This window comes from Streptomyces sp. WM4235 (genome assembly GCF_001279725.1).
Lineage (GTDB): Bacteria > Actinomycetota > Actinomycetes > Streptomycetales > Streptomycetaceae > Streptomyces.
In genome coordinates, this window is the sequence record NZ_LGDE01000469.1 from 75,627 (window position 1) to 95,314 (window position 19,688).

Annotated in this window: 14 protein-coding genes; 4 read left to right on the plus strand and 10 right to left on the minus strand. The window is 70.8% G+C overall.

The window, feature by feature from the left end:
- Positions 1 to 2: 2 nt before the first annotated feature.
- The 3 genes from dxs (at position 3) to ADK55_RS34315 (ending at position 4,159) form a co-directional block, all read left to right on the plus strand.
- A complete protein-coding gene (dxs, locus tag ADK55_RS34305; RefSeq protein WP_053684695.1) occupies positions 3 to 1,919 on the plus strand; it encodes a 1-deoxy-D-xylulose-5-phosphate synthase in 1,917 nt (638 codons plus the stop codon).
- 116 nt (positions 1,920 to 2,035) lie between these two features.
- Positions 2,036 to 3,553 carry an amino acid permease gene (locus tag ADK55_RS34310; RefSeq protein ID WP_053684697.1) on the plus strand — a complete coding sequence of 506 codons (1,518 nt, stop codon included), beginning with the start codon at positions 2,036 to 2,038 and terminating at the stop codon, positions 3,551 to 3,553.
- A 108-nt stretch (positions 3,554 to 3,661) separates the two neighbouring features.
- On the plus strand, positions 3,662 to 4,159 hold the full coding sequence (locus tag ADK55_RS34315; RefSeq protein ID WP_053684699.1) for a GNAT family N-acetyltransferase: 498 nt from the start codon (positions 3,662 to 3,664) through the stop codon (positions 4,157 to 4,159).
- Between the two features lie 14 nt (positions 4,160 to 4,173).
- Here the strand turns inward: ADK55_RS34315 and ADK55_RS34320 are convergent, their stop codons facing one another.
- Positions 4,174 to 5,283, minus strand: coding sequence for an LCP family protein (locus tag ADK55_RS34320; protein WP_053684700.1), 1,110 nt, complete (start codon positions 5,281 to 5,283; stop codon positions 4,174 to 4,176).
- Positions 5,284 to 5,413: 130 nt separating this feature from the next.
- Here ADK55_RS34320 and ADK55_RS34325 point away from each other — a divergent pair, with 130 nt between their 5' ends.
- Positions 5,414 to 6,586 (plus strand): hypothetical protein, encoded by a 1,173-nt coding sequence (locus tag ADK55_RS34325; RefSeq protein ID WP_159041638.1) that lies wholly within the window; start codon positions 5,414 to 5,416, stop codon positions 6,584 to 6,586.
- Here ADK55_RS34325 and ADK55_RS34330 read toward each other — a convergent pair.
- The 9 genes from ADK55_RS34330 to ADK55_RS34370 all read right to left on the minus strand — a co-directional run bounded on the left by ADK55_RS34330 (position 6,556) and on the right by ADK55_RS34370 (position 19,636).
- Positions 6,556 to 8,145 (minus strand): glycosyltransferase family 2 protein, encoded by a 1,590-nt coding sequence (locus tag ADK55_RS34330; RefSeq protein ID WP_053684704.1) that lies wholly within the window; start codon positions 8,143 to 8,145, stop codon positions 6,556 to 6,558. The genes ADK55_RS34325 and ADK55_RS34330 overlap by 31 nt on opposite strands.
- Positions 8,146 to 8,161: 16 nt before the next feature.
- Complete coding sequence (locus tag ADK55_RS34335) at positions 8,162 to 8,974, minus strand: Ig-like domain-containing protein (protein ID WP_053684706.1); 813 nt, start codon at positions 8,972 to 8,974, stop codon at positions 8,162 to 8,164.
- A complete protein-coding gene (locus ADK55_RS34340; protein ID WP_053684708.1) occupies positions 8,971 to 9,813 on the minus strand; it encodes a rhamnogalacturonan acetylesterase in 843 nt (280 codons plus the stop codon). Before ADK55_RS34340 ends, ADK55_RS34335 begins: the two co-directional genes overlap by 4 nt.
- Before the next feature lie 2 nt (positions 9,814 to 9,815).
- The gene (locus ADK55_RS34345; protein WP_053684710.1) at positions 9,816 to 11,321 is read right to left on the minus strand and encodes a bifunctional cytidylyltransferase/SDR family oxidoreductase; all 1,506 of its coding nucleotides are present in this window, start codon (positions 11,319 to 11,321) and stop codon (positions 9,816 to 9,818) included.
- Positions 11,322 to 11,398: 77 nt separating this feature from the next.
- Entirely contained in the window at positions 11,399 to 13,393 is a 1,995-nt protein-coding gene (locus ADK55_RS34350; protein WP_053684712.1) for a hypothetical protein, read from the minus strand.
- A 160-nt stretch (positions 13,394 to 13,553) separates the two neighbouring features.
- The gene (locus ADK55_RS34355; protein ID WP_159041639.1) at positions 13,554 to 14,606 is read right to left on the minus strand and encodes a signaling protein; all 1,053 of its coding nucleotides are present in this window, start codon (positions 14,604 to 14,606) and stop codon (positions 13,554 to 13,556) included.
- A gap of 161 nt (positions 14,607 to 14,767) precedes the next feature.
- Complete coding sequence (locus tag ADK55_RS34360; protein ID WP_053684716.1) at positions 14,768 to 16,906, minus strand: 3-hydroxyacyl-CoA dehydrogenase NAD-binding domain-containing protein; 2,139 nt, start codon at positions 16,904 to 16,906, stop codon at positions 14,768 to 14,770.
- Positions 16,903 to 18,129, minus strand: coding sequence for a thiolase family protein (locus ADK55_RS34365; RefSeq protein WP_053684718.1), 1,227 nt, complete (start codon positions 18,127 to 18,129; stop codon positions 16,903 to 16,905). Before ADK55_RS34365 ends, ADK55_RS34360 begins: the two co-directional genes overlap by 4 nt.
- A 226-nt stretch (positions 18,130 to 18,355) precedes the next feature.
- Positions 18,356 to 19,636, minus strand: a complete 1,281-nt coding sequence (locus ADK55_RS34370; RefSeq protein WP_053684720.1) for a ribonuclease D — start codon at positions 19,634 to 19,636, stop codon at positions 18,356 to 18,358.
- Positions 19,637 to 19,688 lie beyond the last annotated feature (52 nt).

Sequence of the window (19,688 nt, forward strand, 5' to 3'; positions counted from 1 at the left end):
GGGTGCTGCTGACCCGCATCAAGGGACCGCGCGATCTGGACCGGCTCAGCCAGGAGGAGCTCGAACAGCTCGCCGCCGAGATCAGGTCCTTCCTCGTCGACGCCGTCTCCAAGACCGGCGGGCACCTCGGCCCCAACCTCGGTGTCGTCGAGCTGACGATCGCCCTGCACCGGGTCTTCGACTCGCCCAAGGACAAGGTCCTCTTCGACACGGGCCACCAGGCCTACGTCCACAAGCTGCTCACGGGCCGCCAGGACTTCGGCGGCCTGCGCACCAAGGGCGGCCTGTCCGGCTACCCCTCCCGCGCCGAGTCCGAGCACGACGTCATCGAGAACTCCCACGCCTCCACTGTGCTGGGCTGGGCCGACGGCCTGGCCAAGGCCAACGAGGTGCTGGGCCGCGAGGACCACCACGTCGCCGCCGTCATCGGCGACGGCGCGCTGACCGGAGGCATGGCCTGGGAGGCGCTGAACAACATCGCCGCCGCCAAGGACCGCCCGCTGGTCATCGTGGTGAACGACAACGAGCGCTCGTACGGTCCCACGATCGGCGGCCTCGCCAACCACCTGGCCACCCTGCGCACCACGGACGGATACGAGCGCTTCCTGGCCCGCGGCAAGGACCTCCTGGAGCGTACGCCGGTCGTCGGCAAGCCGCTCTACGAGACCCTGCACGGCGCCAAGAAGGGCCTCAAGGACTTCATCGCCCCGCAGGGCATGTTCGAGGACCTCGGCCTGAAGTACGTCGGCCCCATCGACGGCCACGACATCGAGGCCCTGGAGTCCGCGCTCCAGCGCGCGAAGCGCTTCGGCGGCCCGGTCATCGTGCACTGCCTCACCCAGAAGGGCCGCGGCTACCAGCCGGCCGTCCAGGACGAGGCCGACCGCTTCCACGCGGTCGGCGTCATCCACCCGGACACCGGCCTCCCGGTCAAGACGGCGGCCGCCAGCTGGACCTCCGTCTTCGCCGACGAGATGGTCAAGCTCGGCCGGGAGCGCGCGGACATCGTCGCGATCACTGCGGCCATGCTCCAGCCCGTCGGCCTGAAGAAGTTCGCGGACGCCTTCCCGGAGCGCATCTTCGACGTGGGCATCGCCGAGCAGCACGGCGCCACCTCGGCCGCCGGACTGGCCACCGGAGGGGTCCACCCGGTCTTCGCCGTGTACGCGACCTTCCTCAACCGCGCCTTCGACCAGGTGCTGATGGACGTCGCCCTGCACAAGTGCGGGGTCACCTTCGTCCTGGACCGCGCGGGCGTCACCGGTGACGACGGCGCCTCCCACAACGGCATGTGGGACATGTCGATCCTCCAGGTCGTGCCCGGCCTGCGGCTCGCCGCCCCGCGCGACGCCGAGCAGCTGCGCGCCCAACTGCGCGAGGCCGTCGAGGTCAAGGACGCGCCGACCGTCGTGCGCTACTCCAAGGGAGTCGTCGGCCCGGCCGTGCCGGCCGTCGGCAGGATCGGCGGCATGGACGTGCTGCGCACCCCGGCCCCCGAGGTCACCCGTCCGGACGTACTGCTCGTATCCGTCGGCGCGCTCGCCCCGATGTGCCTGGAGATCGCCGATCTGCTCGACAAGCAGGGCATCTCCACGACCGTGGTGGACCCCCGTTGGGTCAAGCCCGTGGACGAGGCACTGGCCCCGCTCGCGGAGCGGCACCGGGTCGTCGTCACCGTCGAGGACAACGGCCGCACCGGCGGCGTGGGCGCCGCCGTCTCGCAGGCCCTGCGGGACGCGGGCGTCGACGTACCGCTGCGGGACTTCGGCATCCCGCAGCGCTTCCTCGACCACGCGCTGCGCAAGGAGATCCTGGCCGAGATCGGCCTGACCGCCCCGGACATCGCCCGTCAGGTGACCGGCCTCGTCGCCAAGCTGGACGGGCGCTACGACAGCGAGCCGGCCGCCACCGTCGACTAGTCGACGGGCCGTCGAGCCCCCGACGCGCGGTTGCGTCCCACGGGCCGGGAGATCACCCTTGAAGGGTGGGCCTCCCGGCCCGTTTCGCGTACGCGTCACCTTTCGGAGGTGCGTCGGTGAGCACGGATCGCAACAGTCCTTTCCGCACCAAGTCGGTGGAACAGTCCATCCGCGACACGGAGGAGCCCGAACACGCCCTCCGCAAGTCGCTCTCCTCCTGGGACCTGATGGTCTTCGGCGTCGGTGTCATCATCGGCACCGGCATCTTCGTCCTCACCGGCAAGGTCGCCAAGGAGAACGCCGGCCCGGCCACCGCCCTGGCGTTCGTGGCCGCCGGCATCGTGTGTGGGCTCGCCGCCCTGTGCTACGCCGAGTTCGCCTCGACCGTCCCGGTCGCCGGTTCGGCGTACACGTTCTCCTACGCCTCGATCGGTGAGCTTCCCGCCTGGATCATCGGCTGGGACCTGGTGCTGGAGTTCGCGCTGGGCACCGCGGTCGTCGCGGTCGGCTGGTCCGGGTACGTCCGTTCGTTGATGGACAACGCCGGCATCCATCTACCCGCGGCCCTGGAGGGGCCGGACGTGCCGGGCGGCACCTTCGACCTGCTCGCCTTCCTCCTGGTCCTGGTCCTGACGGTCGTCCTCGTCATCGGCGTGAAGCTGTCGGCGCGCATCACCGCGATCGTCGTCGCGATCAAGGTCACGGTGGTGCTCATCGTGATCATCGCGGGCCTGTTCTTCATCACGGGCAGCAACTACAAGCCGTTCATCCCCGAGGCGGTGCCCCAGGAGGGCGGAGCGGGATTCGACGCGCCACTGGTCCAGCTGATCTTCGGCTACGAGCCGACCAACTTCGGCGTCATGGGCATCTTCACCGCGGCCTCCGTCGTGTTCTTCGCCTTCATCGGCTTCGACGTGGTCGCCACCGCCGCCGAGGAGACCAAGATGCCGCAGCGCGACATGCCGCGCGGCATCCTCGGCTCGCTGCTGATCTGCACGGTGCTGTACGTGGCGGTCTCACTCGTGGTGACCGGCATGCAGCACTACACCGAGCTGTCGGTGAGCGCGCCGCTGGCCGACGCCTTCAAATCCGCCGGACATCCGGTCTACGGAGGCATCATCAGCTTCGGCGCCGCGGTGGGCCTGACCACCGTCTGCATGATCCTGTTGCTGGGTCAGACCCGTGTGTTCTTCGCGATGAGCCGTGACGGCCTGCTGCCGCGCTTCTTCTCGCGCACGCACCCGAGGTTCCGCACCCCGTACCGGCCGACGATCCTGCTCGGTGTGATCATCGCGATCGTCGCCGGATTCACCAGCATCAACGAACTCGCCACCCTGGTGAACATCGGCACGCTGTTCGCCTTCGTGGTCGTCGCCCTCGGCGTGATCATCCTGCGCCGGACCCGCCCGGACCTGCACCGGGCCTTCCGGACCCCGTGGGTGCCGTTCGTGCCGATCGTGTCGATCGCCGCCTCGGTGTGGCTGATGCTCAACCTCCCGGCCGAGACCTGGCTGCGGTTCGTCGTCTGGATGCTCATCGGCATCGCCGTGTACTACATGTACGGGCGCAAGCACAGCCGACTGGGCCGGGGCGAGGGAGTGGGCCTCGACCCGCACCACGAGGAGCAGCACTAGAGGCATCCCCGGACCGGGCCCCGGCGGGCAGCAGCCCCGCCGGGGCCCGGTCCGTACGTCCTCGCACGACCCTGTCCCGCGGCGCGTCCCGTGACTAGCCTGGGCGCCATGAAGATCACGTTGGAAGCCTGGGCGGAAGACGACCACTGGCTGCTGCTCCGCACGAACGAGCCGGTCATGACCGCACACCTCGGCGGTCCGGAGTCCGAGGCCAAGCTCCGGGACCGGCAGAGCCGTTACCTCGCCCTCAGCGCCCGGGAGCCGGCGGCCGGCCGGATGTTCCGCGTCGTCGCCGACGGCGAGAGCGTGGGCAGCATCGGCTTCTGGGAGCGCACCTGGAAGGACGAGGAGGTCTACGAGACGGGCTGGGGCATCCTGCCCGAACACCAGGGCCGCGGCGTGGCCGCGGCGGCGGCCCGCACCCTCGTCGCCCACGCGGCCGAGCACGGTACGCGCCGCCACCTGCACGCCTTCCCGCCCCTCGACCACGGGGCGTCGAACGCCGTCTGCCGCAAGGCCGGCTTCGTCCTGCTCGGCGAGGTCCCGTTCGAGTACCCCCCGGGCCACTGGGAGACGAGCAACGACTGGCGCACGGTGCTGCGCTAGCGGAGCGATTCGGCCTACGGCTTGGCGGCCGTGCCGCCCTTCGTGGCCGTGCCGCCCTTGGCGGGGGACTTCTTCGCCGATGCCGGGACCTTCTGGTCGGTGCGCAGGGCCTCCCACAGTTGGCCGGCCTGCGGTTCGGCGACGACCACGCGGTTCGGGTCGACCTTGTCGTAGGCCACCGGCAGCATGATGGTCTCCATCGTCGCCGGGTCCACGGCCTTCATGCTCCGCGCGAAGTCGGACAGCGCGGTGAGGGACGCCAGATCGGAGTCGGTGGTCAGCGACTTGGTCCCCGCGTCGGCCAGCTTGTACAGCCGGGTCGGGTTGCCGAGGGCGTCCTGCTTCTTGATCTCCGACAGCATGGCGAGCATGAACTGCTGCTGGAGGCCGATGCGCCCGAGGTCGCTGCCGTCGCCGTAGCCGTAGCGGGTCCGTACGAACTTCAGCGAGTCGGTGCCGTCCAGCCGGTGCGTGCCCGCGTCGAGCTTGAGGCCGCCCTTGGCGCCGCTCATCGGCTGGTCGAGGGTGACGGTGACCCCGCCGAGGGCGTCGACCAGACCCTTGAAGCCGGCGAAGTCCACCTCGACGAAGTGGTCCACGCGGACTCCGGACAGCTGCTCCACGGTCTTCACGACGCAGGCGGGGCCGCCGAGGGAGTAGACCGAGTTGAACATGACCCGCTTCGCGGCGGGCGCGGTGCCGCCGTCGTTGTCCTTGCACTCGGGCCGGCTGATCAGGGTGTCGCGGGGGATGCTCACCGCGGTGGCCCTGGAGCGGCCCTCGGGTATGTGCACCAGCATGGCGGTGTCGGAGCGGGCACCGCTGACGTCGCCGTGGTCGAGGTCGCCGTTGGCCCCGGCCCGTGAATCGGACCCGAGGACCAGGACGTTCTGGGCGTTCTCGACGACCTTCTTCGGGCGGTTGTCGCCGATCGCCTGGTTCAGGTCGACGCTGGAGATGTTCGAGTTGAGGTGGCTGTAGGTCCACCAGCCGGCGCCGCCGACCGCGAGGACGAGCAGGGCCGCCACCGAGAGCACGATCCACAGGACGCGCCTGCCACGCCGCGGCTTTCGCCGGGAGACAGGGGAGGAGGCCGGGGCCGGTGCCGAGGGCCGGTCAATCATGGAGGCGGAGCCCTTCTATTATAGATGGGGTGAATCATAGGACACGCTTTCGAGTGGCTGGTCCTTTTCGGTGAAAGGCCGTCGGAGGAACGACGGACAGCACTCGACGGAAGGGCGGATGGACGGCGTGATGCGAGGCAACAGCGCCGGTCGGACGGCTTTCTCCGCCCGCGGGGCGGCGTCCGGTGACCCGGGCGGACCGGCCCGTCCGCCGGTCCGACCCCCGGCCGGAACATGGTTGTTCACGGGCGGCGACGGCCGCCTGACGGCCTACGCCTGCGGGCCCGACGGACTGCTGCGCTGGACCGAGGCCGCCGCCCCCGCCTCGGGGTGGACGGGCCCGGAGAGGTTCGAGGTTCCCGGGTGGACCGGCTACGCGGCCATGGCCCGAAGCCGCGAGGGATACGTCCACTTCGCCGCGCCGGTCACCGCCCGGGACGGTTCGGGCCGACAGGAGATCGCCGTCTCCACCCAGTTCCAGTCCGGCCGCGCCCTCACCGATTGGCGTGGCCTCGGCGTTCCCCACGTCCGCGGCGGCCCCGACGACCTGCCGACCGGCCCGCCCCGCGTCGCCGTCAACCAGCGCTCCGGCTCCGTGCACGTGCTCGTGTCCCTGCGCCACGGGGGCATCCTGCGGTGCAGCCGCAACGCCGAGGGCGTCTGGGGTGGTTGGAAGCAACTGTCCTCGGACCCCTACGAGGGCGGGGTCACCCCGCTGATGCCCGCGGGCGGCCCGCTGGAACTCCTCGCCCTCGGCCCCGCCGGCGCCGACCGCTGGACGGGCGCGGGGCAGGGTCGGTTCCGGCACGCCGACCGGGTTCCGTCCCCCGTGGTCCCCGGCACGGTCGCCGTGTGCGAGACGGGCCCCCGCCGGGCGACGTACTTCTGGCGCTACCCGGGCGACGGCTCGCTGGTCGCCTGGCGGGCAGGTGAACAGGGGCTCCAGGGAACCCTGGTGGGCCTCGGCGACGCGGGCGGACGGGGCGCGCCGGGCGTGGTCCGCACGATGCTCGGCGGCTACGACTGCACGGTCCTCACGCACATCGGCGCGGACGGCGGAGTCGAACTCACCGCCTACGTCACCGAGAACGAGGGCTACGGCACCTGGAGGGCCTCCCTGGGCGGTCACGGCGCGCTGTCCCCGCAGCCCGCCGTCGACGCGGCCGGGCGGATCGTGGTGGCCGCCTTCGACCGGGACGGCGCGCTGATCCGCACGTCGCAGGACCCCGCCCAGGGGCTGGTCTTCGGCCCCTGGGACGCCGTCGGGTCCCCTCAGGCGCGACCCGGTACCGGGAACCGCTGAGAGACCTCGACGCACAACTCGCCCGACTCGGTGTAGAAGGGCGTCGCGACCAGCTCCGTCTCCGGGGCGTCGGGCGAGGGTGCGATGCGGACCGGCATCCGGGCCGTCGTGTCCACCTCGGCCGCCCGCTTCGGTCCGAGCCGCACCTCCCGGGACACGCCCTCGAAACTCACGGCGAGGTGCACCTCCCAGATGCCCGGCGGGAGCGGCCGGCCGATCGCGGTCTGCGCCAGGTTGATCCGGGCCGAGAAACGGCCCATCGCCCGCGCGTTGCCCTTGGCGTTGGTGAGGGTGTCGTCCCGCCGCGCGGTCACGGCGTGCGTCTCCTGGGCGCCGGTGGCCCGCTCCCGCAGCACCACGCGGGTGGCCCGCTCCTTCGTCGACAACTGCTCGAAGAACCCGTACCCGTCGAGCAGCAGCATCGCCCCGTCCCAGCGGAGCTTCTGCAACTCGTGACTGACCGTCATGTCATCGGTGATGTCGAAGAGTTCGTCCGGCAGGCCGACCTGCGGATCGCGGAAGAACGGCAGCCCGGTGTACACCCGGCCGCCCTCCACCGTCTTGCGGACGCTCGGCCGGTTCTTGTCCGCCTCGAAGGCGGCCATCGACCGGGCCTCGGCGATCCTGCCCTGCGCCAGCAGCGCGAACCGCACCGCGAGCGTGCGCGGCAGCAGCGCGAGCGCCCCCGCGCGGGCCTGGGTCCGCAGCACCTCGGCCGCCGCCCACAGGGCCTGCTCGGCCTCCGTCGGGTCCGTCGCGGACAACAGCGCGGCCGCGGTCGCCTTGCCGAGTTCCACCTCAAGGTGGCGGGAGTGCAGACGGTCCCGGCGCGGCCCCTGCGGCACCTGCGCGTCGACCAGCGCCAGCATGCGCGAGACCAGCGCCACCCGGTCCGCGAGCCCGGCCGGGGACGCGGGCGAGGCCCCCTTGACCACACAGGTCGCGTCGCCGACGACCGAGACGTTGTCCGCCCCGATGAACGCGGCGGCGGTGAAGGCCTGGTCGTCGCCGATCAGCATGTCGGTGGGGAACGCCAGCCCGCGCCGCTGGAGCATGCTGGTGCGGAACAGCTTGTCCGGGGTCAGCGACCAGTAGACGCGGGAGGCGTCCACGTCCGTGTAGGGCTGGTTCTTGCGGAACATCGACGTCGCGACGGTGTGCCGGCCCGAGCTCTCCAGCTTCCCGAGCACCACGTCGGCCTCGTTGGTGTCCGCCGCCGTGACCATCCGCTCCAAGGCGTCGGGCGTCAGCCGGTCGCAGGCCTCCAGGAAGATCACGTACCGTCCGCGCACCTGACTCAGCGCCCAGTTGCGGGCGGCCGCCGGGCTCTGCCCGTGGGCGATCAGGCCCATGCGCAGGAAGGGGTACTGGTGCGCGGCCCTGGCCAGGACGGATCCGCTGTCGTCCGTGGACCCGTCGTCGACGGCGATGATCTCCAGCCGGTCCGTGCCGATCGACTGGCCGACGAGGGAGGCCAGACAGGCGTCGAGTTCGGCGGCCTGATCGCGGACCCGGACGGCGACCGTCACGTCCGTGACGTTCACGACGGCTGTGTTCATGGTCGAGTGATCCTCTTCAGTTCTGCGGGGACCGCTGGGGCGCGGGCACGGGCCACGGCATCTCGCCGGTCAGCTCGGGCCACTGCCAGGGGCGGAAGGCGACGTCCGTCGTGTGTTCCGGGAACGCGCCCGGCGTGGCGGCGAGTCCGCCGACGAAGACGTTGACGTGCGAGGTCTGCTCGCCCGCCCCGGGGGTGCCCACCACGTACGCGAAGCGGTCGTACCCGACGAAGCCCGGGTCGGGCGTGTAGGTCACCCACCCGTCGTAGGACAGCTGCGCGTCTCCGTGCCCCGGCCGGGTCACGGAGATCGCCGCGGACCCGGCGGGCGCGCCCGACAGCACGTGTACCGCGCCGGGCGTGTTGGGCTCGGTCGCGATGCGCAGGCCGCGCGCGGCGGGCCGGCGCAACGGCAGGGCCTGGGTGTCGAGTCGGGCGGTGCGGACCATCTTGCGTCCGGTCGCGTCCGGGACGCCCACCATGATCTGGGGACGGATCCGGGGGGCCTTGGCGTTCTCGGCGGCCCGCAGCTGCAGGACACCGGTACCGGTCTCACCCGCCTCCGCGCGCACCCGGAACCAGCGCTGCCGGGGGAAGTACTCCAGCCCCTGGAGGCCGACGATCTCGCCGGCGGCGGTCAGCGGGGCGGCCAGGAGGTACGCGCAGCCGCGCGAGCCCGTCCGGTCCACCGCGACCGAGAGGCCGAACTGGACGACCTCGCCGGGGGCCACGCCGAGTCGCGGGTCCGCCGAGGAGTACAGGCCCGCGTAGGCGGCGCCCTGGGAGGGATCCGAGCCGAGGGCCCGGCCCCGACCGAGGAGGTGGTTCACGCGCCGGACTCCTTGTTCGCGGGGGCGCCGGCCGGGACCGCCGGCATCTTCGACACGCGGGTCTTGGTGCGGTGCCAGAAGGTCTCCTCGTCCAGCCAGCCCAGCTCCTCGTACGAGAAACGGGTCCGGTCGAGGTCGCGGCCCCAGTGCGCGGGGATCACGCCCTGCTCCAGCATGCTGCGGGCGATGAACCGCGCGCACTCGATCGCGCCCTCGGCCCGCAGGTGCACGTTGTCCCCGTCCAGCACGTGCTCCTGGAGGGGTTCGCCCGGCCGCAGGTAGGTGAAGACGGCCTTGGTGGCCTCCGACCCGAGCTCCTCCCACCACTGGAGGCTCTGCTCGTACAGGTCGACGACCGGTACGTGCTCGTCCTCGGCCAACTGCCGCGCGGCGACCGGATAGTCCCCGAGGAAGCGCGCGACGTTGCCGTGCCGGTCGATCCGCCGCCGCTCGTACGGCAGCAGGATCACCGGGTGCGCACCCCGCTCGCGGGTCCCGTGGACGTACGCCGTCATGTGCTCCAGGAAGGTGGAGAACGGCTCGGTGTGCAGGCCGGGGTCCGGCTTCCAGTCCGTCTGCCCGAAACCGAAGAGCAGGTAGTCACCCGGCCGCATGGTGTCCAGGATCCACTGGAGCCGGCCGCGCTCGCGGAAGCTCTTGGAGCTGGCTCGTGCCCGGGAGCAGTTCACCACCTCCACCGCGTCGTTGAGGAACAGCGGCAGCGCCTGGGTCCAGCCCGCCATCGGCAGGAAGCTGTAGGGCCGGTGGACCGAGTTCGACCCGCCCGCCACGAAGATCCTCGGGCGGTGCTCCTGGCCCGGTCCGGGTGCGTACGTCACGCCTAGACTCCCTCGTCCCCGGCCGTCTGCACCAGCACCGCCGCCAGCGCCGCCTCGAAGGCGGACCGCTGCGCCGCGTTCGTGGTCGGGTCCTGCCGGCGCACGTCGACGACGTGTCCGGTCATCGTGGACAGCAGGACGTCCAGCGAGGTCAGGGCCACCGCCTCGGAACTCAGCAGGGAACCGGTCGGCTCCTCGCCGAAGGCCTTGACGCGCATCGGGGTGGCGGTGCGCTCCGGGTTCACGCAGTTCACGCGGATGTGGTCCTCGGCCCACTCGTCGGCCAGCGCCTGCGTCAGATTGACCATGGCGGCCTTCGTCGACGAGTACAGGCTGTAGTTCGCGCGGCCCCGGGTGTAGCTGCTGGAGGTGAACAGCAGCAGTTGCCCCCGCGTCTCGCCGAGGTACTTGTGGGCGGCCCGCGCGATCTGCACGGGGGCCAGGTAGTTGACCTCCAGCGCCTGCCGGATCGTGTCGTCGTCCGTCTCGTCGAGCCGGCCGACCCGCAGCACGCCCGCGGTGTTCACCACGTGGTCGATCCGGCCGGTCTGCGCGTACGCCTCGGCCAGCGCCGCCTCGACGTGGTCGGGGTTCTCCACGTGGGTGCCGGTGGTGGAGCGCCCCAGTGCGAAGACCCGGGCACCGAAGCTCTCGGCGATCCGCGCGATGTCGGCGCCGATCCCGTACGAACCGCCGAACACCACCATCGTCTTGCCGGACAGCTGCTCGCGGTAGGCGGCCTCGTCGGCGTGGGCGGGCGCGGCGTGCGAGGCGAGCTGGAACAGCTTGTCGGCGATGAACACGTCGACCGGCTGGGTGACCTTCATGTTGTACTCGTCGCCCGTGACCACGTGGACCGGCACGTCGGGCAGGTACTTGACGACCACGGAGCAGTCGTCGGTCGCCTGGAAGAACGGGTCGGCGGCCGCCCGCTCGTAGGCGTTGCGGATCGTGGACAGCCGGAAGCCCTGGGGGGTCTGGCCCCGGCGCAGCCGGGAGCGGTCCGGCACCTCGGTGATGAACTCGCCGTCGTCCCCGTGGGTGCGCGTCACGATCACAGTGTCGGACGAGGGGATGGCCACGTCGACGGCCTGGTAGCGCTCCAGGGACTCGACGCACTCACGGACCACGCGCTGCGAGAGCAGCGGGCGCACGGCGTCGTGGAAGAGCAGGTTGATGTGCTCGTCGGCCTCCCGCCCCTGCGAGGCGGCGGCGATGGCGATGCGGGTGGTCTCGCTCCGCGTCGTTCCGCCGGCCAGCACCCGGGAGACCTTCGTCAGGCCCGCGTGCTCGACGATGCGGCGGGCCTCCGTCACGTGGTCGGGCGTCATGAGGAGGAGGACCTCGTCCACGTCGGCCGCGGACTCGAAGATGTGCAGCGTGTGCTCCAGGATCGACTTACCGGCGATCTTGAGCAGCTGCTTCGGTATCTCGAGCCCGATGCGTTGGCCGGTCCCCCCTGCGAGAACAACGGCGATGGTACGGCGGGGGGTGGTACTGGACGGCACGGTCTCCTTCTTCCTCTGAGCTGGGGATGGGGGCCACGGCCTGGCGGGTGTGATTCGGCCGTGGCAGGGTGCGCCGGCTAGGCGGGGAAGGGCGCCGGCTCCGGGTACTCGATCGGGAAGTCGGCGACTCCACGACGGTAGAGATCGTTCGCGGCGTCGTTGAAGCGAACGACCGACGGCGGGTACTCCGCGCCGAGGAGGTACTCCTTGAGCTGCTCCCGGTAGGGGGCCATGTGGTCCTCGGTCGGGTTCAGCATCGCCTCGATCGCCTCGGACAGGCCGTTGCAGTCGGCGTCGAGCAGGTACGAGGCGTACGCCGTGCGCTGCTCGTTGCGGAACTCCTGGTCCGGCAGACCGTCGAGGTTGAAGATCGCGTACGGCTTGAGGGTGGCGACGAAGTCGGACACCACGCTCGACATGTCGCCGATGAGCAGGTCGGAATGGTTGAAGCAGTCGTACAGCGCGGGGATCCGGTTCGTCACCACATGGTGCGCGGCGTCGGGCATCGCGCTCCAGTACAGGGTCCCGGCCTGGTTGCGGCTGCGCCGGATGCGGGCGGTCCGCTCCTCTTCGCTGAGGTCGGGGTACGGGGAACGGACACCGCGCTCGGAGAGGTCGGCGATGCGCTGGTCGAGGCGGGCCAGCTTGCGGCTCGCGGCCTTGGAGTCGCTCACGTTGCGGCCGAAGCGCCGGGCGTTGTCCTCCTCCAGGAGGGCGATGACGCGTCGGTGCGCGGCGGCGGCCTGCGGCGAGCGGGAACCGGTCAGCGGGTGCGGCTTGTAGATCACACGGATGTCGAGCTCGTGGTCGAGCAGCGCCTGGATCAGCTTCTCGCCGGCCGGCAGCACCGAGGTGTAGCAGGCGTCGTCGGTCCAGCCCTCCCAGGTGGGGGCGTAGATGACGGTGGGCACGGGGTTGACGGCCCGGCCCGTCCAGCGGTGCAGGGGCATCAGCTGGGGCCGGCCGACCTCGACGATCTGGTTGTGCGTCACCGCGTGCTTGATGCGCTCGTAGCGGTCGCGGCCTGCCCGGCCGGCCACCCAGATCTCGTCGAAGACCTTGCTGACGCGGTTGCTGCTGGCGAGCTTGTCGCTGTCGCCGTGGCCGATGAAGACGTGCTTGACCTCGGCGCGCTGGAGCATGTGCACGTTCTTGCCCGCGTTGCCGGGGTAGAGGGCGACGCGGAGTTCGTGCATCTCGATGCGCGCGAGGTTGTCCGCCTTGGGCACGCAGATGACGGGAACCGACGTGGCGTCCAGGTAGCGCAGGGTGGCCCGCTCGCGCAGCACGATGAGGGGCCGCAGGTCCAACGCCTCCAGGGCCTCCAACCACATGTTCACCTGGTACATGAAGTCTTTGGAGATGGCGGCGAAGGTGAAGTAAAGGGCGACCTGGGGGCGGTATTCAGCCAGCTGGTGGTTCAGCTCGTCGATGGCCTCGTCGGTGGTGGGCAGCTTGAGCGCGTTGCGCGCGTCGGGCAGCAGCACCAGGAGGGACAGGTAGGCGAGGAAGACCGTGATGATCATCCCGTACGTGACCCAGCGCCAGTTGTCGGTCGCGATGGTGGCGAGGGCCCCGGCCACCAGGGGGATGTCCAGGTGCAGCGTCTTGCGGACGTGCTTGTCCACCAGGAACGGGTGCGGCATGCGACGGATGCCCAGCGCGTCCAGGTCCAGCCCGCGGGTGGTGAAGGGCAGTTCGTTGCGCTGCTTGCGGACGTGCTTGAGGAGCGCGCCGTAGGCGAGTTGCAGGATGAACAGGAGGAGCAGGCCGATGGTCGTCATCTGTGCCACGAACGACTCGATGTCGGCGATGGCCCCGCACAGGCCCAGCAGCAGGAACTGCCGGATCAGGAAGCGCATGGTCAGGCCGAAGCGAGAGTCGCGCAGCCGCTCCAGGGTGGTCGACTCGGTGCTGTGCAGCATCAGGTCGGCCGCGTAGCTGAGGGCCGCGCAGTAGGCGAACATCGGCAGGGAGACGGTCGCGACCGCCGCCATCATCCCGAGGAAGCTGAGGATGAGCCCGGCGCTGATCAGAACGCCGGTGACGGCGTGCAGTCGTTTGGGGCCCATCGTGGGAGGCCTCCCCGTGGAGGTGTTGAGATTCGGCGGAAGTGTCGCAGTAGTATAAGCAGCCGTATGGACGAGTTAAGAACACGAGGTGACGCTCGGGCCAATGATTGGTGGCTCTTGTGGGCACACCTGTGGCCTTCGTCCCTCAAGGTCCGATTGTTCACCCCGTAAAGCGATACACCGTCAGCTCGCGCCGGTCTTCCGCCTTGATGGAAAAGCCCACGCACAATGCGGGGCGGGAATCCGCGGAACCGATCGCCATTCCCTCCGGCTCCCGGAAGGGCAGATCCGGTGCCACGGTGACCTTGTGTCGGCCCTGAGCGCGCCCCGTACGAATGTCGATCGCCGAGACGTGCGTGTTTCCGCCGGACTTCCGCGGATTGTTCCCGTCCTTGGTCGTGTACGGGCGGCCGGTGAGGATGTAGACGAAGTTCCCGTGCAGGGCGCAGCCCTGGAACCACTCCTCTTCCTTCACCTGGACACCGGCCCGCACGGCGTGCACGGGGTCGAAGCGACCGGCGAGGAAGTCCGCCATCCCGTACACGGACAGCCGGTGTTCCCCGTCCAACTCGTGGCTCACCAGCACGCGCCCACCCGCCAGGTCGAGCGCGGGGGACACGTCGGACGCGCCCGGGACCGGATCGTAGTGCGGGACCCGCCGGTCGGACCCGTCGACCACACCACCGTCGTCGAACAGCACACGGGCGACCTGCGTTCCGTAGCCGCTGTCCGCGTCGGGCCTGCTCTCCACCCATATGTAGGTGTGCTTGCCGGCGGGCTCGACACCGAAGGAAATTCCATGCCCGAAGCCGCGGAGATACATGTGCCCGAGAGATATCCCCGTACTGCTCAACCGGGTCAGGCACATATCGCCGGCGGTCTTTCGGTCGCCGGAAGCGAGTGGCTCCGACTCGTCTTCCAGTCGAATGCCGCTTTGCATGGTCTGAAGGGTGTAGACCAAACCGTTGGCATCGTCGAAGGCGAACGACTGCGGACCCGTCGTATTGAATAGCGGCGTCGGCGCCAGCAGTTCGGCGCCCGTCCGCATGTCGAAGTCCCCGGCCGTCGGCTGAGGGTCGGGCTCCTCCTGGTCGGGCTCGTCCGGTTCCGACGAGAGCGCCCACGTCAGACCGCTCGCGGCCAACCCGGCGGCGACCGCGCCGCCGCCGAACATCAGGGTCCGGCGGCTGAAAAGTGTCGTGTCATCCGCCATGCAGACATTCTGCCGGCCCCCGTACGAGCCGACGTCGCCGCCCCCGTGCAAGACCCCGCGGGGCCCCGCCACCGGCGGAAACGGCGGAGTCGGCGGAAACGGCGGACGCCCGCCCCCGCTCGGGGGACGGGCGTCCGTCACGCGCGTCGGGGACGCGACGGTCAGACCGGGACGCTCGCCAGACCCGGGGCGAGGAACTTCTTGCCGTTCACCCGCTCCGAGACACCCTCGCGGTCCAGGTACGGCGTCACGCCGCCCAGGTGGAAGGGCCAGCCGGCGCCGGTGATGAGGCAGAGGTCGATGTCCTGGGCCTCGGCCACGACACCCTCCTCCAGCATCAGACCGATCTCCTGCGCCACCGCGTCCAGGACGCGGTCACGGACCTGCTCCTCGGTCAGGACGCTGTCGCCCTGGACCAGGAGCGCGGCGACCTCGGGGTCGAGCTCCGGCTTGAAGCCGTTCTCCGCGTTGTAGACGTAGAAGCCGCGCTTGCCCGCCTCGACGACCCGCTTGAGGTTGGGGGAGACGGTGAAGCGCTCCGGGAAGGCGCGGTTCAGGGTCTCCGAGACGTGCAGGCCGATCGCCGGACCCACGAGCTCCAGGAGCACCAGCGGCGACATGGGCAGGCCGAGCGGCTCGATCGCCTTCTCGGCGGTGACCACCGGGGTGCCCTCGTCGATGACGTTCTGGATCTCGCCCATGAAGCGGGTCAGGATGCGGTTCACCACGAACGCCGGGGCGTCCTTGGTGAGGACCGCGGTCTTCTTCAGCTTCCGCGCGACACCGAAGGCCGTGGCCAGGGAGGCGTCGTCGGTCTGCTCACCGCGGACGATCTCCAGCAGCGGGAGGATCGCGACCGGGTTGAAGAAGTGGAAGCCGACCACGCGCTCCGGGTGCTGGAGCTTCGAGGCCATCTCGGAGACCGACAGCGAGGAGGTGTTGGTGGCGAGGATCGCGTGCGCCGGGGCGACCGCCTCGACCTCCGCGAACACCTTCTGCTTGACGGACATCTCCTCGAACACGGCCTCGATGATGAAGTCCGCGTCCGCGAAGCCCTCGGCCTTGTCCAGGACACCGCTCACCAGGGCGGTCAGGCGGTTGGCCTTGTCCTGGTTGATGCGGCCCTTGCCGAGCAGCTTCTGGATCTCGGCGTGGACGTAGCCCACACCCTTGTCCACGCGCTCCTGGTCGATGTCGGTGAGGACCACCGGCACTTCCAGGCGGCGCAGGAAGAGCAGCGCCAGCTGCGAGGCCATCAGGCCCGCGCCGACGACGCCGACCTTGGTGACCGGACGGGCCAGGGACTTGTCCGGGGCGCCGGCCGGGCGCTTGGCGCGCTTCTGGACCAGGTTGAAGGCGTAGATGCCGGAGCGCAGTTCGCCGCCCATGATGAGGTCGGCCAGGGCCGCGTCCTCGGCGTCGAAGCCCTTCTGCAGGTCGCCGTCCTTGGCCGCCTCGATGATCTCCAGCGCCCGGTAGGCGGCCGGGGCCGCACCGTGCACCTTGGAGTCCGCGATGGCGCGGCCGCGGGCGACGGCCGCGTCCCAGCCCTCGGCGCGGTCCACGTCGGCCCGTACGACCTCGGTGGCGCCGTTCAGGACGTTCGCCGTCCAGATCAGCGACTGCTCCAGGAAGTCGGCACCCTCGAACAGGGCGTCGGCGATGCCCAGTTCGAAGACCTGCTTGCCCTTGAGCTGGCGGTTCTGGTTCAGCGAGTTCTCGATGATCACCGAGACCGCGCGGTCCGCGCCGATCAGGTTCGGCAGCAGGGCGCAGCCGCCCCAGCCCGGTACCAGACCGAGGAAGACCTCGGGCAGCGAGAAGGCCGGGATGGCCTTGGAGACGGTGCGGTAGGTGCAGTGCAGGCCCACCTCGACACCGCCGCCCATGGCCGCGCCGTTGTAGTACGCGAAGGACGGGACGGCCAGCGCCGACAGGCGCTTGAACACGTCGTGGCCGCCCTTGCCGATGGCGAGCGCCTCGTCGTGCTTCTTCAGCAGCTCGACACCCTTGAGGTCGGCGCCGACCGCGAAGATGAACGGCTTGCCAGTGATGCCCGCGCCGACGATGGAGCCCGCGAGGGCCTCCTGCTCGACCTGGTCGATCGCCGCGTTCAGGTTGGCGAGGGACTGGGGGCCGAAGGTGGTCGGCTTGGTGTGGTCGAAGCCGTTGTCCAGCGTGATGAGCGCGAAGCGCCCGGCGCCGAACGGCAGGTCCAGGTGGCGGACGTGCGCGGACGTGACGACCTCGTCCGGGAACAGCTCGGCCGCGCCCTTCAGGAGCTCAGCGGTGGTGCTCACTTGGAGTCTCCCTCGGCGTTGAAGTTCGGGTTCTCCCAGATGACCGTGGCGCCCATGCCGAAGCCGACGCACATGGTGGTCAGGCCGTAGCGGACGTGCGGCTGCTCCTCGAACTGGCGGGCCAGCTGCGTCATCAGACGGACGCCGGAGGAGGCGAGCGGGTGACCGAAGGCGATGGCGCCGCCGTACTGGTTCACGCGGGAGTCGTCGTCGGCGATGCCGTAGTGCTCCAGGAACGCGAGGACCTGGACCGCGAACGCCTCGTTGACCTCGAAGAGACCGATGTCATCGATCGTCAGACCGGCCTGGGCCAGGGCCTTCTCGGTGGCGGGGATCGGGCCGTAGCCCATGACCTCCGGCTCGACACCGGCGAAGGAGTACGCGACCAGGCGCATCTTGACCGGGAGGTTGTTCTCCCGGGCGAAGTCCTCGGACGCGATGATCGCGGCGGTGGCACCGTCGTTGAGACCGGCGGCGTTGCCCGCGGTGACCCGGCCGTGGGTACGGAACGGGGTCTTCAGGCCGGCCAGGTTCTCCAGCGTGGTGCCCGGACGCATCGGCTCATCGGTGGTGACCAGGCCCCAGCCCGTCTCGCCGGCGGCCTCGTTGGTGTTGCGCACCGAGATCGGGACCAGGTCCTGCTGGATCTTGCCGTCGGCGTACGCCTTGGCGGCCTTCTCCTGCGAGCGCACGGCGTACTCGTCGGCGCGGAGCTTGGTGATCGTCGGGTACCGGTCGTGCAGGTTCTCGGCGGTCATGCCCATGAACAGGGCGGACTCGTCGACCAGCTTCTCGGAGACGAAGCGCGGGTTCGGGTCGACGCCCTCACCCATGGGGTGGCGGCCCATGTGCTCGACACCGCCCGCGAGGGCGACGTCGTACGCGCCGAAGGCCACGCCGCCCGCGACGGCGGTCACGGCGGTCAGCGCGCCGGCGCACATGCGGTCGATGGAGTAGCCGGGCACGGACTGCGGGAGGCCCGCCAGGATGCCGGCGGTGCGACCCAGGGTCAGACCCTGGTCACCGATCTGCGTGGTCGCGGCGATGGCGACCTCGTCGATCTTCGCGGGGTCCAGGTCCGGGTTGCGGCGCAGCAGCTCCCGGATCGCCTTGACGACGAGATCGTCGGCGCGGGTCCCGTTGTAGATGCCCTTCGGGCCCGCCTTGCCGAACGGGGTGCGGACGCCGTCGACGAAGACGACGTCCCTGACGGTACGAGGCACGTTGGCTCTCCTCCAGGTGCGGGTGTGCACTGCTGCGCGGGGGCGCGGTCGGCGTTGTTTGCTGAGCGCCCGCTCACCTGCCCCATGCTACTTGCGGGTAACCAATGTGCACACCCTCTCCGGGAGGAGCGGCGAAGGTCACACTCCCGCCGCCGGCTCTCATCGGCGGCGGTGACGAAGGAAGCCCCCCGGCCGGGGCCGGGGGGCTTCCTTCGTCGTCCAGGGGTCAGTCGGTGGCGGCGAGCGCCTCGACCAGCGCCGGGGTCACCTGCTCGATCTGCCAGGTCCGGGCTCCGTGGGCCGCCAGGGCCTCGGACACCGTGTCCGCCTCCAGGCGCTGCGGCGGCTCCCAGCACAGTCTGCGGACCGTGTCCGGGGTGATCAGGTTCTCCTGGGGCAGGTTCAGCCCCTCGGCGAGCGCCGTGACGGCGGCCCGGGCCGCCGAGAGCCTGGCGGCGGCGGCCGGGTCCTTGTCGGCCCAGGAACGCGGCGGCGGCGGGCCGGCCGGGGTCGCGCCCGGCTGAGGCAGTTCGTTCTCGGACAGCGCCTTGGCCCGGTCCACCGCGGCCATCCACTGTTCCAGCTGGCGCCGGCCCATCCGCTGCCCGTAGCCGGGAAGGGCGGACAGCGCGCTCGCGTTGAGCGGCATGGCCAGCGCGGCCTCGACGATCGCCGCGTCGCCCAGCACCTTGCCGGGGGACACGTCGCGCCGCTGCGCGATCCGGTCGCGGGACTCCCACAGCTCGCGCACGACGGCCATCTGCCGGCGGCGGCGCACCTTGTGCATGCCGGAGGTGCGGCGCCACGGGTCCTTGCGCGGGGGCGCGGGCGGGGCGGAGGCGATGGCGTCGAACTCCTGGTGGGCCCAGTCCAGCTTGCCCTGCCGGTCCAGTTCCTTCTCCAGCGCGTCCCGCAGGTCCACCAGCAGTTCCACGTCCAGGGCGGCGTAGCGCAGCCACGGCTCCGGGAGGGGGCGGGTGGACCAGTCGACGGCGGAGTGGCCCTTCTCCAGCGTGTAGCCGAGCACGCTCTCGACCATCGCGCCGAGTCCGACCCGCGGGAAGCCCGCCAGCCGGCCGGCCAGTTCGGTGTCGAACAAGGAGGTGGGGGCCATGCCTATTTCGCGCAGGCACGGCAGGTCCTGGGTGGCGGCGTGCAGGATCCACTCGGTGCCGGACAGCGCCTCGCCAAGGCTGGAGAGGTCGGGGCAGCCGACCGGGTCGATCAGCGCCGATCCCGCGCCTTCGCGGCGCAACTGCACCAGGTAGGCGCGTTGCCCGTAGCGGTAGCCGGAGGCGCGCTCGGCGTCGACGGCGACGGGGCCGGTGCCCGCGGCGAAGGCCGCGACCACCTCGGCGAGGGACTCCGCGTCGGCGACCACCGGGGGGATGCCCTCGCGGGGCTCCAGCAAGGGAACGGGCAACCCATCGGACGAAACCTCTTCGTCCGGGGGGCCGCCCCCGGTGGTGGTGCGCAGGTGTGCTGCGGTCTCTTGGGCGTCGGTCACCGGTCAAGGGTATCCGTGGATGTGGCGCGCCCGTCGCCGGAACGTTCCGGCG